Origin of the sequence: Corynebacterium nuruki S6-4, from assembly GCF_007970465.1 — a bacterium.
GTDB lineage: Bacteria > Actinomycetota > Actinomycetes > Mycobacteriales > Mycobacteriaceae > Corynebacterium > Corynebacterium nuruki.
The window spans coordinates 1,088,080-1,104,205 of the sequence record NZ_CP042429.1 but is presented as its reverse complement, the minus strand read 5'-3'; the positions used below and the strand labels follow the sequence as shown (position 1 = coordinate 1,104,205).

The 16,126-nt window shown below is 70.4% G+C and carries 13 protein-coding genes and 1 pseudogene; 9 read left to right on the top strand and 5 right to left on the bottom strand.

The features are described from left to right. Window positions 1–37: 37 nt before the first annotated feature. Entirely contained in the window at window positions 38–1,156 is a 1,119-nt protein-coding gene (locus FSW06_RS04965) for an alcohol dehydrogenase catalytic domain-containing protein (RefSeq protein ID WP_010121630.1), read from the bottom strand. Window positions 1,157–1,261: 105 nt separating this feature from the next. Between FSW06_RS04965 and FSW06_RS14925 the strand changes: the two genes are divergently transcribed. The 4 genes from FSW06_RS14925 to FSW06_RS04945 all read left to right on the top strand — a co-directional run bounded on the left by FSW06_RS14925 (window position 1,262) and on the right by FSW06_RS04945 (window position 5,743). Then, a complete protein-coding gene (locus FSW06_RS14925; protein WP_010121629.1) occupies window positions 1,262–2,950 on the top strand; it encodes a helix-turn-helix domain-containing protein in 1,689 nt (562 codons plus the stop codon). Window positions 2,951–3,058: 108 nt separating this feature from the next. Beyond that, window positions 3,059–3,442, top strand: a complete 384-nt coding sequence (locus FSW06_RS04955) for a GNAT family N-acetyltransferase (protein ID WP_010121628.1) — start codon at window positions 3,059–3,061, stop codon at window positions 3,440–3,442. A gap of 166 nt (window positions 3,443–3,608) precedes the next feature. Next, window positions 3,609–4,286, top strand: coding sequence for a hypothetical protein (locus FSW06_RS04950; RefSeq protein ID WP_010121627.1), 678 nt, complete (start codon window positions 3,609–3,611; stop codon window positions 4,284–4,286). Continuing rightward, a complete protein-coding gene (locus FSW06_RS04945; protein WP_050802009.1) occupies window positions 4,283–5,743 on the top strand; it encodes a hypothetical protein in 1,461 nt (486 codons plus the stop codon). Before FSW06_RS04950 ends, FSW06_RS04945 begins: the two co-directional genes overlap by 4 nt. Window positions 5,744–5,957: 214 nt before the next feature. On the opposite strand, the gene FSW06_RS04940 is transcribed toward FSW06_RS04945, so the two are convergent. Continuing rightward, window positions 5,958–6,179, bottom strand: a complete 222-nt coding sequence (locus tag FSW06_RS04940) for a hypothetical protein (RefSeq protein WP_010121626.1) — start codon at window positions 6,177–6,179, stop codon at window positions 5,958–5,960. Window positions 6,180–6,314: 135 nt separating this feature from the next. Here FSW06_RS04940 and FSW06_RS04935 point away from each other — a divergent pair, with 135 nt between their 5' ends. Beyond that, entirely contained in the window at window positions 6,315–7,772 is a 1,458-nt protein-coding gene (locus tag FSW06_RS04935) for a GntP family permease (protein ID WP_010121625.1), read from the top strand. Window positions 7,773–7,813: 41 nt separating this feature from the next. Here the strand turns inward: FSW06_RS04935 and FSW06_RS04930 are convergent, their stop codons facing one another. Then, window positions 7,814–9,430: a PucR family transcriptional regulator gene (locus FSW06_RS04930; RefSeq protein ID WP_010121624.1), complete on the bottom strand. Its 1,617-nt coding sequence runs from the start codon at window positions 9,428–9,430 to the stop codon at window positions 7,814–7,816. A 97-nt stretch (window positions 9,431–9,527) separates the two neighbouring features. Between FSW06_RS04930 and FSW06_RS04925 the strand changes: the two genes are divergently transcribed. From FSW06_RS04925 to FSW06_RS04915, 4 genes and pseudogenes are all read left to right on the top strand, one after another. Further along, window positions 9,528–11,039: a CoA-acylating methylmalonate-semialdehyde dehydrogenase gene (locus tag FSW06_RS04925; protein WP_010121623.1), complete on the top strand. Its 1,512-nt coding sequence runs from the start codon at window positions 9,528–9,530 to the stop codon at window positions 11,037–11,039. Window positions 11,040–11,099: 60 nt separating this feature from the next. Continuing rightward, the gene (locus tag FSW06_RS04920; protein ID WP_010121622.1) at window positions 11,100–12,515 is read left to right on the top strand and encodes an aspartate aminotransferase family protein; all 1,416 of its coding nucleotides are present in this window, start codon (window positions 11,100–11,102) and stop codon (window positions 12,513–12,515) included. A 26-nt stretch (window positions 12,516–12,541) separates the two neighbouring features. Continuing rightward, window positions 12,542–12,748 (top strand): annotated as a pseudogene (locus tag FSW06_RS15045) (GntT/GntP/DsdX family permease); the annotation flags it as partial. 76 nt (window positions 12,749–12,824) lie between these two features. Then, window positions 12,825–14,000 (top strand): GntP family permease, encoded by a 1,176-nt coding sequence (locus FSW06_RS04915; protein ID WP_050802008.1) that lies wholly within the window; start codon window positions 12,825–12,827, stop codon window positions 13,998–14,000. 39 nt (window positions 14,001–14,039) lie between these two features. Here the strand turns inward: FSW06_RS04915 and FSW06_RS04910 are convergent, their stop codons facing one another. Both FSW06_RS04910 and FSW06_RS04905 read right to left on the bottom strand, forming a co-directional pair. Beyond that, window positions 14,040–14,339 (bottom strand): hypothetical protein, encoded by a 300-nt coding sequence (locus FSW06_RS04910; RefSeq protein WP_010121621.1) that lies wholly within the window; start codon window positions 14,337–14,339, stop codon window positions 14,040–14,042. A 305-nt stretch (window positions 14,340–14,644) separates the two neighbouring features. Continuing rightward, window positions 14,645–16,117 carry a lipase maturation factor family protein gene (locus FSW06_RS04905; protein ID WP_010121620.1) on the bottom strand — a complete coding sequence of 491 codons (1,473 nt, stop codon included), beginning with the start codon at window positions 16,115–16,117 and terminating at the stop codon, window positions 14,645–14,647. Between the last annotated feature and the right edge of the window lie 9 nt (window positions 16,118–16,126).

Here is a 16,126-nt window from a genome sequence, read left to right as displayed (position 1 = left end):
GAGATGGGATCCGGGGTCTGCCGCCCAGGGTAGGCGTTCAGTCGAACAGGATGACCTGCCGGACGGCACGGCCGTCAGCCAGCTCGTCCATGGCCTCGTTGATCTCGTCGAGCCGGATCGTCCGGGAGATCAGCTTCTCGACCGGGAGCTTCCCGGACCGCCACCAGTCGGCGAACTTCGGGATGTCGCGCTGCGGTACCGCCGACCCCAGGTAGCTGCCGATGACGGTGCGCGCCTCACCGGTGATGACCGCCGGCGGGACCTCGGACATGGCGTCCGGGTGCGGCAGGCCGACGGTGACGGTCCGGCCACCCGGCTTCGTCGCGGCGAAGGCGGTCTCGAAGGCGCGCGGATGACCGGCGCACTCGAGGGTGTGGGAGGCCCGGATGCCCTGCTCCGCGACCTCGGCGGGGGTGTAGACGGCGGTGGCGCCGAGCTCGCGGGCGAGATCCAGCTTCTCCGGGAGGGCGTCGACGGCGATGACGTCGCCCTTGTCCTCGGCGACCGCCGAGATGAGTGCGGAGATGCCCACCCCGCCCAGGCCGACGATCATCACGGATTCCCCGTCCGCGCGCTGCACGGCGTTGAGCAGGGCACCGCCGCCGGTCAGGACGGCGCAGCCGAGGACGGCGGCGATGGCCGGGGGCACGTCGTTGCCGATCTTCACCAGCGAGGCGCGGTCCACCACGGCATAGGTCGCGAAACCGGAGACGCCAAGGTGATGCTGGACGGTCTCGGCCTCGTCGCCGGTGTCCCGGCTGAGATGCCGGGAGCCGTGCAGCAGCGTCCCGGCGGTGTTGGACGCCGAACCGCGTTCACAGGGCAGCCGGCCGTCGGTCCGGCACGCGTCACATTCGCCGCAGCGGGGCAGGAAAGTCATGGTGACCCGTTCCCCCTCGGCGAGATCGGTGACCTCGGCGCCGGTCTCGACGACCAGTCCGGCCGCCTCGTGACCGAGCAGCATGGGCACGGGCCGGGGCCGGTTGCCGTCGACCACGGACAGGTCGGAGTGGCACAGGCCCGCGGCCTCGACCCTGATGAGCACCTCGGTGGGGCCGGGGGCGGTGAGGTCGAGCTCGCTGACGGTGATGGGGGTGGTCCCGGCGTACGGCCGGGCGCGTCCGATCTCCTCGAGGACTGCTCCGGTGATCTTCATGGGGTCGCCTTTCTGACGCCGACGGACATGTTCGTCCGCAACACTAGGGGCGGGCCGCACCCCGCGGTAGTGGCAACATGACCATGTTCCTGCGATATTCAGTGCATGGCACACACCGATGGCGACTGGATCCGCCGCCGACTGCGGTCCGCGACACAGCTGACCGAGCTCCGGGACACCGAAACCACGCTGCAGGCGGTCGCGAGGCACACCCGCGGACTCATGGGCTCGGACATGGCCTACGTCAGTTTCACCGACTTCGACCGCAACGAGACGGTGATCCGCAAGACCGACGGGGTGCGCACGCAGGCCTACGCCACCATCCGGCAGCCGCTGGGGACCGGGGTGCTGGGGCGGGTGGCGATCGGCCACTCGTCCTACTGGACGCCCGACTACCAGGTGGACGAGAAACTGCACCACCTCGGCGACATCGACGACATCGTGGCGGGGGAGGGTGTCCGCGCCCTGCTCGGCGCACCCCTCACCGTCGCGGGGCGGGTCATCGGCGCCCTGCTCATCGCCCACCGGATACCCCGGGAGTTCTCCCCGGTCGAGGTCGCACGGCTCGAATCGGTCGCCGACCAGGCCGCGGTGGCGATCGACAACGCCCAACGCCACGAACAGCTGATGGAGCTGGTGGAGCAGACCAGCGGCGAGCGGGAACGGAGCGGATCCGATGTCGCCGCCCTGTCGCGGGGACTCGACCTGGACCGGCGCCTCATGGAGACCGTCACCTCGGAACTGCCGGCCTCGTCGCTGCTGTCGATCGGCGCCCAGGTGCTGGACTGCGACATCTGGTTCACGGACCTGCCCGGACGCCGTCCCATCGCCGCCTCCACCGACGCACCGGTCCCGGACCGGGCGGCGAACGCCGGGGGCACGTTCCTCGCCGTGACCGCGGCCGGCCGGCAGTTCGGCGAGCTGGTCACCGACCGTGCCCTCGGCGAGGCGGAACAGACCCTGCTGGAACGGGTCAGCCTGCACACCGCCCTGTGGGTGATGCTCGCCCGCGCCCGCGAGGCGGTGGAACTGCGGGACGGGACCGAGGCCGTGGCCGCCCTGGCCGGCGGCGACCTGGACGCCCCGGCGGTGCGGTCGGTCCTGGCGGAATGGTGGCTGCACCAGGCCGACCGGTGGTGTGTGCTGGTCCTGGACTCACCGGACCCGGTGCGGGACCGGGTGATGCGGGCACTGTCGGCGTCCTCGCCGTCGCCGGTGATCATCGCCCCGCACGACGGTCACATCTGCGTGGTCACCGGGGACGCGCGGTGGGTGGCAGCGGTGCCGGACCTGTTCGCCGCCCGCGGCTGGACGCTGCGCGGCGGGATGACCTGGGTCGCCGCCGGTTCTGCCGACGCTGCCGACGCTACTGGCACGGCCGGCCCGGCGGGACGGGATTTCGCCGCGGCACACCGGCAGGCCGAACTGGCGGCCTCGGCACAGCGGACACTCGGACGCACCGGACTGTCCGACGGCGCCGGGCTGGGCATCCTCGCGGCCGTCCTGCACCTGGCGGACCAGGGTGAACTGCCGACCCCGCTGGTCGCCGACCTGTCACCGTTGACCGGCTACGACGCGTCCCACCACAGCGGGCTGACCCGGACCGCGCAGGTGTACTTCGACACCGACGGCAGCGTGGCGCGCACCGCGACGGTGCTCGGCGTGCACCGCAACACCGTGCGGCAGCGGCTCGACCGGATCGGCGGACTGCTCGGGGAGGACTGGAACACGATGCCGCGGAAACTCGACCTGCAGCTGGCACTGCGGGTACAGGCCCTGGCGGACCGGCGGTGAGAAGGCCTTGCGCCCGGGGAATGCAGGCCCCACAATAAGCGTTCAGTCAGGAAAGAGAACCGATCCATCGAGAGCACAGAGAGCACAGAGAGTACGGAGAGGACAGACATGAGCACAGCCCCGCAGCTGACCGACCGGGAGGGCACGCCTGTCGTGCTGGAGCGCGCACCGGAGGAGAACACCTACCGCATCTTCTACGCCGGCGATGACCGGCAGCTCGGCCATGCCGACTACCTTGACCGGCCGGCCGATGCGGCGTTCGGACGGGGTGTGGAGCGGGTCTTCCACCACACGGTCGTCGACGACGAGTTCGCTGGTCGGGGCCTTGCCGGAGTGCTGGTGTCGGCGGCGCTGGCGGATGCCCGCGAGCAGGGATTCACGGTGGTGCCGGTGTGCTCCTATGTGGCGCACTGGATCACGAAGAACGACTGGGACGGCGCCGTCGCCCCAGTCACCGACGAGGTGCAGGAGTGGCTCGCCGACCAGGAGTGAGGGGGCAGCCGGGTCGCGGCCGGGTCAGGGCCGGGGGTTATCCGGGGCAACGTCACCGGGGTGAGGGGCGCGGCCGGGGCACCCCTCTTGTAGGGTGAGTTCCCGTAAGTTTCTGATGTGTTCCGGCGCACAGTGTCGCCGCACACTGGTGCGAGGAGTGTCGGACATGCCGGACTGGCTGCTGTACATACTGATCGCGGTGGCGGTCGTCGTCGCCGTCGCCGCCATGGTGGCCGTCGCCTTCTGGTTCGACGCCTGGTCCGACGCCCGGGACGACCGCGACGACGGGGACAGCCCACGCACCCGGTTCCGCCGGGTCGTCGACCGGTACAGCGCCATGGCGCAGCAGCTCGACAGTCTCGACGACCGTGCCCACTCGCCGGCCTCCCCGGCCGTCGAGGCGGAACTGCGCCGCCGCTGGCAGGAATGCCGGGACGCCTTCCTCGAGGTCGACAGGATCGTGCAGGCCACCGGCCTGACCCCTGATTCGCCGGCCCGCGGGTTCCGCCGGCACGCCGGGGAGATCCGCACCGCCGATGATGCAGCGGCAAGGATGCAGCAGGCCTCGGACGCCGTCGACCGCCTCCTCGCCCTGGAGCGGGACGACCCGGCGGGACGCCACGACCGGCTCACCGACCTCATCGGCGACATCAACGAGGCGGAGGCCGACCACTGGGATTCGCAGTGGGCGTACCCGCAGCTGCAGCACCTGGAGGAGCAGGTCCGGCAGCTGCGGGAGGAGGTGTCCGGAACCCCGGACACCGCGGGGCTCCTCGACCGCGTCGTCACCGTCACCCGCGACCTCGACGACATCACCACCCGCGCCGGACAGGCGGCCGCATGACATCCCGTACCGCTCTGACCACCCGGACCACCCGGGTCCGGCCGCGTCGCGCCCGGCTGCTGTCCCGACTGCTGTGTGCGGCCGCCGTCGCCGGCCTGGCGGGGGCGGCGTCCTGCCCGGGGGCCGGGGCGGCACCTGATCCGGCGGCGCCCGGCAACCCTGACGTGCGCATCGACGATCCGGACGACCTGCTCGACCCCGCCACCGAGCAGGATCTCACCGCGCAGACCGGGTCACTCGTGCCGGACCCCGCGAGGCAGGTCGACTACATCGTCCTCGGCGACGGGGCCGAGAACGGCTGGGACAGTGACGACAACTTCAACGACGAGGCCCTCGACTGGGTCGGGGCACACCGCCCCGACCTCGTCCCCGACGGCACCGGTCAAGGTGCGACGTGGCGGGCCGGTTCCCTGATCCTGGTCGTCGGCGTGGCCACCCACGGCAACGGTGTGTACTGCGGCGACGACGTGTGCGACGCCCTCGACCTGCGCGACGGCGGGCACCTCGACCAGACGCTCGAGGACATGAAACCGGGGCTGCGCGACGGCGACTACGCCCGCGGCCTGCTCGACGGACTGCGGACCGCCGGTGACCCGTCGAAGGTCAAGGACGACAGCGGCGAATTCTGGGGACCCGTCGCGATCGGTGCCGTCGTCCTCGCCCCGTCGGTCGGAATCGGGATCTGGGGGCGGCGTCGGACCCGGCGCAGCACGGTCACCACCGCCCGCGACAAGTTCACCGACCTGTCGGACCGCTACAGTGCGGCCGCCCTGCGCCTCGACCAGATTGACATCCGGGCCCACTCACTGACCTCGCCGATCGCCGACGCGGAACTGCGGCGCCAGTGGGAGGACTGCCGGGACGCCTTCCTCGAGGTCAACGAGGTGGTGGGGCGGACCGGGCTCACCGTGTCCTCGACGGACCGGGAATTCCGGGCGCAGGCGACGACCATCGGGGACGCCGACGAGGCGGTGGCGCACATGCACACCGCGGAGGCGAACATCGACCGGATCTTCGCCATGGAGCAGGGGGACCGGGAGGTCCGCCGCAGTGAGCTGGACGCCCTGGCCGACGACATCGTCGACGCCCGGACCGGGACGGTGAACCCGGCGGTGAAGACCCAGCTGCAGGGCCTGCACCACCGGTGCATGCAGTTGCGGGAGACCCCTGACCGGGCGGACTTCATGGCCCGGTTCGCCACCGTCATCGCCGAATACTCCCGGATCATGGAGCTGGTCGAGCGGGAAATGGAGCACCTCCGGCTCGACCAGGAGGGCCGGGTGCCGCCGCAGATCTGGGACGAGGACTACCGGGTGGGGTCCGGGTACCGGGGCTGGACGCCGTACCACACGGTCAGCAGCTGGCACGCCTCCGATGAGGCGGCGCACAACAGTTCCTCGACGAACACCTCGTTCAGCAGCGGCTTCTCCGGCGGGGGCGGTTCGTCGCGCTGGTGACCGGGTGTGCTGGGTGGTCGGTCGCTGCGCCGGGTCCGCCGCCCACCGTGGCAGTCAGCCCGCCTCCCGCCGTGGCATCCAGCCCGCCTCCCACCGCCCACCCGGTTTTTCACACCTCCACGGCGTCCCACACACAGAGATGTGCAGGTCAGGGCGGGTGAGCCGGGGGCGGCGTCCGGCGGGGAGGTGTGAAAAACCCGGTAGGTTGTCGGGGCTACTCGGCGTCGGCGGCGCTGCTGCCCAGGCTGCCGAGGGAGCTGCCCTGGACGCTGCCGGTCACGTCACCGGAGACATCCGGGTCCGGGGTGATGCCGACGAGGTCTTCGAGGTGGTCGACGAACTTCCCGAAGGCGTCGACGACCGGGTTGTCCGCCCATTCGCGGAAGGCGACCCAGACGCCCTGGACAGAGCCGGAGATGGTGTTGATGAGGTCCATCGGTGAAATCCTTTCAGAGATAAAAGTTGGACAGGTGACACTCTAGACCGGGTCGGACCCGGGCGGTGCCGGCGCCGTGCGGGGCGTCCGTCGCCCGACGATTCCCGCCATTGTCCGGGGCGTACGGTGCCGGGCATGACTGATTCTCCTACCTACCTGGTCGGGGTCCTCGTGGTCTCGATCCTGTTGCTCATCTTCCTGATCAACTGGCGGACGAAACTGCACCCCTTCCTCGCATTGTCTGTGACCTCGTTGTTTGCCGCCGTCGCCGCCGGCCTGCCGCTGGCGGACATTCCGGAGAATCTTGTCGACGGTGCCGGCGGCACCCTCGGTGAGACCGGTCTGGTGGTGTTCCTCGGAGCGATGCTCGGCCGCCTGCTCGCCGATTCCGGTGCGGTGGGACGCATCGCCGACCTAGTCGTGGAACACAGCTCGCCCCGGACCGCGCCGTGGGTGATGACGGGTGTGGCCTTCCTCATCGGTATGCCGATGTTCTTCGAGGTAGGACTCGTGGTGCTCATGCCGGTGATCTACGCCGTAGCCCTGCGGCTCGATGTCGCGGCCGGACGTCCGAAGACCTGGTACCTCCGCATTCTCATCCCTGCTGTTGCAGCCCTGTCCTGTCTGCACGGCATGCTGCCGCCGCATCCCGGTCCGACGATCGCGGTCAACGGGCTGGACGCCAACATCGGCCTCACCATCGGCCTCGGTCTGATCTGCGCGGTACCTGCCGTCGTGCTTTCGGGGCCGGTGTACGCCCATTTCATTGCCCCACGGATCCGGCTTGAGCCCTCGGACGATCTGGTCCGGCAGTACGCCGGCACCACTCCCGACGAGGCGGAAAAGCAGCAGGACGCCTCCGGCGACGGTGCGTCCGCGCTGGCGACGGTCAGGAAACGGGTCGGAGCGGACTCCGGCAATGAACTGTCACCGGTGCCGACCTGGCTGGCGTTCGTCTGCGTGCTCGTCCCGGTGGTCCTCATGCTGTTTGAGACCCTCGTGGATCTCGTTGCGCCGGACTCGGTGCTCAAGACTCCCGCTGCGCTGGTCGGTCAACCGGTCATCGCCATGCTTGCCGGCGTCCTGTTCGCCGGGACGGTCCTCGCCTGGAGCAGTCGCATGACCGGTGGCGACGTGAAGAAATCCTTCGGCTCCTCACTCGGTTCTGTCGCCGGGGTCGCCCTGATCATCGCCGGTGGCGGGATGTTCAACGAGGTACTGAAGACCTCCGACATCAACGACGCCCTGGTCGACGTCATCTCCGGCTGGGACATGAACTACATCCTGCTCGGCTGGATCATCGGTCTGGTGCTGTCGTTCTGTACCGGCTCGGCCACCGTCGGCATCGTCAGTGCCACCGGTATCCTCGCGCCGTTGGTGGCGGGGATGGCTCCCGCGTACATCTCCCTGGTGGTCATCGGGATCGGGTCCGGGTCGGTGGGGTTGAACTGGGTGAACCATGCCGGATTCTGGTTCGTCAAGGAGTCTTTCGGTATGACGCTCGGTCAGGCGACGAAGACGCACATGACGGTGCAGACGCTCGTCTCGATCTTCGGTCTGCTCATGGCTCTGCTGCTCTCGGTGTTCGTGTAGCACGCAGGGGAGTGCGGACTTGACGTGACGGGCGAACCGGCTCACCGCGTCCGCAGTGCCAGCCCCAGCGCGAACTGGGTCTCCCCGTCGCCGAGATCCATGCCGAGGAGCCGTTCGATCGTCGCGATCCGCGAGTACAGCGACGTCCGCGACAGATGAAGGTCCTCGGCCGCCGCCGAGCGGGACGACGGATGGCGCAGCACCGCAGCCGTGGTCTCGACGAGATCGCCGTCGTGGCGGTGGTCGTAGTCGAGCAGCGGTTCCAGGAGCCGGGCGGCGAAATCCCGGACATGGACGTCGTCCCGCAGCTCGTCGATGACGGTCGAGACCGGCGTCCCGCCGACGACCGTCACCCCGGGCGCGGCGTCCCGGATCCGGCCCAGCGACCGCAGGGTGCGCGACAGCGCGCCGACGTCACGCTGCGGCGGGGAGACCAGCACCGCCGTGCCCGGCCAGTCGGCCAGGGTGCGCAGCGTGCCGAGCGGATCGCCGCCGGCGGGCGCGGAGACCGCTGCGCTGATCCGGTCGGACGCAGCCCCGGAGGTGGGGGCGGTCGCCGACCCGGGGGTGACTGACCCCGGTGCGGCGAGGACGTCCCACCCGGTGCGGTCGGCGATCCGGCGCACCGTGGCGGCCTCCACCGGGCCGGATGTTCCCGGACCACGGACCTCCAGGGCGATCAGCGAGCGGTTGCGGGTCCGGAACCCTGAGGCGGCCAGTACCTCCGCCAGCCCGTCGGTGGTGGTGTAGAGCGTGCCGGTCAACCGGTCGAGTGCCGAGCGGTTGAGCAGGTCCTCCCAGGTGAACGGGCGGGCCGCGCCGAGCCGTTCCACCGCCAGCGCCACCGCGGCCTGGCGCAGGACGTGGGACGCCCCGGCGTCCGGCGTCGGGGTCCCGAGGGTGATGAGCCGGCCCCAGTGGGTGCCCCGCGCCATGACGTCGACGCACCAGCCGGCGTCCGGTGCGGGCAGGGGGACCGGTTCGGCGACCGTCCCGGTCCGACCGACCGCCCCGGCCCAGCGGGACGACCGGGACGTCCAGTTGTCCAGCAGGGTCGAGGGCTGTTCCAGGCCGACCGCGTAGTGGACCACCCGGTGGGCGGGATCCTCCAGGATCACCGGGGCGCCGAGCAGTCGGGCCGCCTGCCGGATGAGCTGCTGGGGTGGGGCACCGTCGACGATCATGGTGGTGAACGTCTCGGCGACCTCGCGCATCGCCTCGACGGTGGCGACCTCCCGGTCGAGCAGGGTGGAGTGGACCTGTTCGGACACGTCCCGGAACCGGATCTCGGAGCCGGTCGTCACCAACGGCAGGCCGGTGGCCCGGCAGGTCTGCGTCACCTCCGGCGGTACCTCGGTCCAGAACTCGCCGATCTCGAGGAGCAGGGCGGCGGCGCCGGCATCGTGGAAGGCACGGACCAGGGCGCGCCGGGCGGCGGGGTCCGTCCCCCAGCCGGAGCCGGTGGCGAGCAGGAGTTCCCCGCCGCGCAGCAGCTGGCCGGCGCGGGTGGATTCGGTGACGTGGACCCAGCGCACGGGGGTGTCGAGCTTGTCGGCGCCGACGAGGACGTGGACGGCGGTGTGGCGGAAGGCGGGCAGGGCGAGTGTCTCGCGCACGGTCATGCCGCGGGTGGCGGGGTGGACAGTGTGTTCAGTCACAGGTCAACTGTGCCACACTCCGGCACCCGACGGCCGACCGAACCACCCGTAGTGTCCCTGGTGAAACCACTGTCGGACCAGACCCGAAGGACGTGACATGACCAGCACCCTCGACAACATTGCGACGCTCCACCATTTCATCGGTGGGGACGCCTCCACCGCAGGTGACCGCACCAGCCCGGTGTACAACCCCGCCACCGGCGTCCAGACCGGCCAGGTCCCCCTCGCCGACGCCGCCACCCTCACCGCCGCCGTCGACGCCGCCGAAACCGCCGCCCCCGCCTGGCGGTCCACCGGCATGGCCAAGCGCGCGAACATCATGTTCAACCTCCGCCAGATCATCACCGCCCGCCGCGGCGAACTCGCCGCGATCATCACCGCCGAACACGGCAAGGTCCTCGACGACGCCGACGGCGAGATCACCCGCGGCCTCGAGAACGTCGAATTCTGCGCCGGCCTGGTCCACCACATGAAAGGCGAAACCCTCGAACAGGCCTCCACCGGCGTCGACGTCACCCAACTGCGCCAGCCCGTCGGCGTGGTCGCCTGCATCACCCCGTTCAACTTCCCCGCCATGGTCCCGCTGTGGATGGTCACCACCGCCATCGCCGCCGGCAACACCGTCATCCTCAAGCCCAGCGAAAAAGTCCCCTCGGCCGCCCTGTGGCTGGCCGAAGCCTTCCGCGAGGCCGGCCTGCCCGACGGGGTACTCAACGTCGTCAACGGCGACAAGGACACCGTCGACCGGATCCTCGACGAACCCCGCATCAAGGCCGTCAGCTTCGTCGGCTCCACCCCGATCGCCCGGCACATCTACACCACCGCCGCCGCCAACGGGAAGCGCGTCCAGGCCCTCGGCGGGGCGAAGAACCACATGGTCGTCATGCCCGACGCCGACCTCGACGCCGCCGCCGACGCCGCGGTCTCCGCCGGCTACGGGGCCGCCGGGGAACGCTGCATGGCCGTCTCCGTCGTCGTCGCCGTCGGGGACATCGCCGACGACCTGGTCGCCAAGGTCAGCTCCCGGATGACGGACCTCACCGTCGCCGACGGTGCGACCGCCGGGGCGGACATGGGCCCGGTGATCACCGCCGAGGCGAAGGACCGGATCGAAGGCTATGTCGCCGGCGCCGCCGGGGAGGGCGCGACCGTCGTCGTCGACGGCCGGGCCGGCCACGGCACCGACCTGCCGGAGCAGGGCTTCTTCACCGGCCCGACCCTGCTGGACCACGTGCGCCCGGGGATGCGGGTCTACGACGAGGAGATCTTCGGCCCGGTCCTGTCGGTCGTGCGGGTGGAGACCTACGACGAGGCGGTGGAGCTGATCAACAACTGCCGGTTCGCCAACGGTACGGCGATCTTCACCCGCGACGGCCGGGCCGCCCGGTCCTTCACCTTCGACATCGAGGTCGGGATGGTGGGGGTCAACGTGCCGATCCCGGTGCCGATCGGCGCATTCTCCTTCGGCGGGTGGAAGGACTCGCTGTTCGGCGACACGCACATGTACGGCCCCGAGTCGTTCAACTTCTACACCCGCCGCAAGGTCGTCACCGAACGCTGGCCGCTGCCGAGTGAATCGCAGATCACCATGGGATTCCCCACCAACTGACCCGTACCGACCCGACCTGACCGGTACTCACCCGAACTGACCCGACCAAGGAGCACTGCCATGACCACCTCCACCGCTGCGTCCACCGCTGCGACACCCGGGGCGTCCGCCCGGTCCGACACCGTCTTCCCGCAGCGTCCCACCACCGCCGCCGAGGTCAGCGACCTCGACCGCGCCCACGTCTTCCACTCCTGGTCCGCCCAGGACGAGATCGACCCGCTGCCCGTCGCCACCGGCGACGGCGCCTCCTTCACCGACTACGAGGGCAACGAGTACCTCGACTTCGGATCCCAGCTCGTCTACGTCAACCTCGGCCACCGCCACCCGCGGCTCATCCGGGCGATCAAGGACCAGGCGGAGACCCTGCCCACCATCGCCCCGGCCTTCGCCAACGATGTCCGCTCCCAGCTCGCCACCATGATCGCGCAGGTCGCCCCGGGGAACCTCAACCATGTCTTCTTCACTAACGGCGGCGCGGACGCCAACGAGAACGCCGTGCGCATGGCCCGCGCCGTCACCGGACGCCGCAAGGTGATGAGCGCCTACCGCTCGTACCACGGGGCGACCGCCACGGCGATCAGCCTGACCGGCGACCCGCGCCGCTGGTCCAATGAACCCGGCGACTCCTCCGTCGTGCACTTCTTCGGCCCGTACCTGTACCGCTCGGTGTGGAACGCGGAGACCGCGGAGGCCGAGACGGCGTCCGCCCTCAACGCCCTGGAACAGCAGATCATCCTGGAAGGCCCGGACACGATCGCCGCGGTCATCCTGGAGACCGTCGTGGGCACCAACGGCATCCTCGTGCCGCCGCCCGGTTTCCTCGTCGGCGTGCGGGAGCTGTGCACGAAATACGGCATCATGTACATCGCCGACGAGGTCATGGCCGGTTTCGGACGCACCGGCCAGTGGTTCGCGGTGGACAACTGGGACATCGAACCCGACCTCATCACCTTCGCCAAGGGCGTGAACTCCGGCTACGTCCCGCTCGGCGGCGTGGTCGTCTCGGACGCGATCCGGGACTTCTACGCCCACCGGTCCTTCGGCGGCGGGCTGACCTACTCCGGACACCCGCTGGCGTGCGCGGTCGCCGTCGAGTCGATGAAGACCTTCGTCGACGAGGGCATCCTCGAACGCGTCCGCGACCTCGGCGAACGCGTCGTGGCGCCGCGGCTGGCGGCGATGAAGGAGAAGCACGCCGTCGTCGGGGACGTCCGTGGCCTCGGCCTGTTCTGGGCCGTCGAACTGGTGAAGGACGCACAGACCCGCGAGCCGCTGGTGCCGTTCAACGCCGCGGGGGAGTCCAACACCCCGATGGCGGAGTTCACCCGGCTGTGCCAGGCCGGCGGCGTGTGGCCGTGGACCCACTTCAACGGTGTGCACATCGGCCCGCCGCTGGTCATCTCCGAGGAGGACCTCGTGCGCGGTCTCGACGTCATCGACGCGGCGCTCGGGGAGCTCGACCGGTACGCGGTCTGAGGGCCGCGGCCGGGTACCCTGCCGACATGGTTGAAAATCCCGGGTATCTGCTCGGTGTGCTCGCCGTCTCGATTGTCCTGCTGGTCGTCCTGATCAACGGGCGGACGAAGATGCACCCGTTCCTGGCGCTCGCCGCCGCGTCGCTCGTCGCCGCCGTGGCCTCCCGCCTGCCGGCCGAGGACATCCCCACCACACTGGTCGACGGGGCGGGAAGCACACTGGGGCAGACGGGGATCGTCGTCTTCCTCGGTGCGATGCTCGGCCGGCTGCTCGCCGACTCGGGGGGCGGTCAGCCGCATCGCCGATCTGGTGGTCCGGCTCAGCTCACCGCGCAGTGCCCCGTGGGTGATGTCGGCGGTGGCGTTCCTGGTGGCCATCCCGATGTTCTTCGACGTCGGCCTGGTGATGCTCATGCCGGTGATCTACGCTGTCGCGCTGCGCCTCGACGTGGCGGCGGGCCGGCCGAAGACCTGGTACCTGCAGATCCTCATTCCCGCGGTCGCCGCGCTGTCCTGCCTGCACGCGATGCTGCCGCCGCACCCGGACCCGATGATCGCGGTCAACGCGTTGGACGCCGACATCGGTCTCACGCTCGGGCTCGGCCTGATCTGTGCGATTCCGGCGGTGATCCTCGCCGGTCCGGTGTACGCCCGGCTCGTGGTCTCCCGGTTCCGGCTGGAACCCTCCGACGGCCTGGTCCGGCAGTTCACCGGCTCCACCCCGGGTGAGGTCGAGGAGCGGCGGTGGGCGGCGCGCTCCGGGTCGCCGGTCACCGTCCCGGTGCCGCACCGGCACGGGAAGGAATCGGGGACGGAGCTGCGTCCGGTGCCGACCTGGACCGCCTTCGTGTGCGTCCTTGTCCCGGTGGTGCTCACCCTGTTCTCCGCCCTCGTCGACGTCTTCGCGCCGGACGCCGCGGTGGCGACCCCGGCCCACCTGCTCGGCCACCCGGTCGTGGCGATGCTCGTCGCCGTCCTCGTCGCCGGCGCACTGCTGTCCCATGTCAGCGGGATGAGCGGTGCGGACGTGAAGAGCTCCTTCAAGGCCTCCCTGGGGTCGGTGGCCGGGGTGGCGCTGATCATCGCCGGGGGCGGCATGTTCAACCAGGTGCTCACCGCGAGCGGGATCGACACGGCGGTCGTCGACCTGCTCGGTGACCTGCACATCAACGAGATCCTGCTGGGCTGGCTCATCGGGCTGGTGCTGGCGTTCTGCACCGGGTCCTCGACCGTCGGGATCGTCAGTGCGACGGGGATTCTCGCGCCGCTGCTTGCCGGCGCCGACCCGGTCCTCGTCTCGCTGGTGGTGATCGCCACCGGGTCGGGGTCCCTCGGCCTGAACTGGGTGAACCATGCCGGGTTCTGGTTCATCAAGGAGTCTTTCGGGATGACTCTGGGGCAGGCGACGAAGACGCACATGGCGGCGGAGACCATTGTCTCGGTTGTCGGCCTGGTCATGGCCCTGTTCCTCTCGCTGTTCGTGTAGCCCGACCGGTCCGCCCGCTGCAGTGCCGCGGTCGGGCTGTCACCGGGCGGCGGGATCTGCCGGGGTTCGCGGGGTACGCGGGGGACGACCGGTGCCGTACACGTCGGCGAGTACCTCGGCCATCCGGACGTCCTCGGCCGTGACGGCGGTGCGGGTCAGCTCCCCGAGCAGCAGGACGCCGCACTCCCGTGTCGCCGCATTGTCGGAGCGGAGCTGGCGTTCCGCGGTCCGGTAGGTGTTCCACCAGGTCCGGCGGCGCCGCGCCCGGGTGCTCTCGCGGAGGATGAGCAGCAGGAGCGCGACGAGGACGGCGAGGAGGAAACTGAGAAGCAACGTCATGCCCGCACTGTGTCATGCCCACCGGACAGGTGCGGTCTTCTCAGGGAGTGTTCCCCACACGGCGTCCCCGCTGAGCCTGAGCCCGAAGCTGTGCCGGTGTCTGTGCCCGAACTTGAGCCTGTGCCCGGTCGGCGAGGGTGTCGACTTTCCGAACCCAGGGGTCGGTCGGGTCCCGGGGCGGTCGGGGTCGCGAACCCAGGTGCTGTCCGGGGACCGGAAAATCATCCTGTCGGTTCGTTCCACGGACCTTCACGGACCTCCACGGACCTCCGTGAACACCGGGGTCAGCGTCGGGCCCGCCCGGTCTACCGCCCGGTGTCCAGATCCTCGGCGGCCAGTCCCGGTACCAGAACATACCGCCGATCGCGGATCCATCGCTGCCCGGTGGCCCGGAACTGCGCACGGTCGGCGAAGCGGTACCGGTAGGACACCACCCGCACCAGCCGCGGTGGAGCGCCGTCGAAGGGGTCGGAGTCCAGGAGTTTCAGCGTCGGGGCGTCCGCGGCCAGCAGTCGGCGCAGCAGGACGACGAACCAGCTGTCGAGGCGGCCACCCAGCGGCAGGAACCACATCATCCAGTCGAGCCGCAGGTGGTAGGGGGCGAACTGCCGGGGCCGGCGGGACACGTCACCGGGCTTGCCCTTGAAGCCGTACTCCCGCCAGTCGTCCTCGCCGGGGTCGGCCGCAGTGGTGCCCTCGATGACGTACTCGGTGCGGGTCTTCGTCACCGTGCCGAAGGCGCCGTAGGCGTTGGCGAGCTGCAGCCGGTTGAAGGCCCCGTTCATCACCTGGTTCTTCGCCGCGAGGTTGCGCGCCGCCGGCCAGCTGGCCACGACATAGCCGACGAAGACCACGGTGGTGAGGACGGTCCACCACACCGGGAGCGTGGCGTCCGGCGTCCCGGAGTGCGGGATCCCCGCCGCGGAAAACGCCAGGACGATCGTCGCCCAGTTCAGCCACGCGAAGTTGCCCGTGAGCACCAGCCACAGCTGGGTGAGGACCATGACCGCCGCCGCGCCCGCGCCGACGAGCAGCGGCCAGGCGGCGTCCGTCACCAGGGACAGCACCGGGACGAACAGCAGCCACGTCACCCCGAGCTGCGTGATGTGGTTGCCGATGACCTCACCGCGGTGGAACCAGCGGGGCAGCAGGTGCGCGGTCCTGCTGAACGGCCCGGGCATCGGCTGGGTCTCGTGGTGGTACATCAGGGCGGTGAGGTCGCGCCATTCCCGCCCGCCGCGGATCTTGATCATCCCGGCACCGAACTCCAGCCGGAACAGCAGCCACCAGAACAGGACGATGATGACCGTCGGCGGCGGCTGGGAGGCGGAGCCGAGGAAGGCGGCGAGGAACCCGGCCTCGCACAGCAGCATCTCCCAGCCGAACCCGTAGAACGTCTGGCCGATACTCGTCACCGACATGTACCCGGCCCACAGAGCCAGGAAACACAGCATCGGCACCCAGGGTGGCCCGGCCTGCGGCAGGCCGGTGACCAGCAGGGCGGCGAGGACGATGCCGGTGGTGCACAGGATGACCAGGCGCCGGTCGGTGTAGCGGATCCACCGGAAGACGGTGGGGCGCAGGATCTTCCGCCCGGACGCCGCCTCGATCCGTCGTGCCCGGCGGAGGAACCCGGGGGCGGGGAGCAGACCGTGCTCGCCCGCCAGCGGTCGGAACTGGTTGAGCGTGGAGATGAATCCGATGAGGAACAGCACCGCGATGCCCCGCTGCAGCACCTGGCGCGCGACCTCGAAATCCACGGCGGCGAAACCGTTCATGGGTCCCAG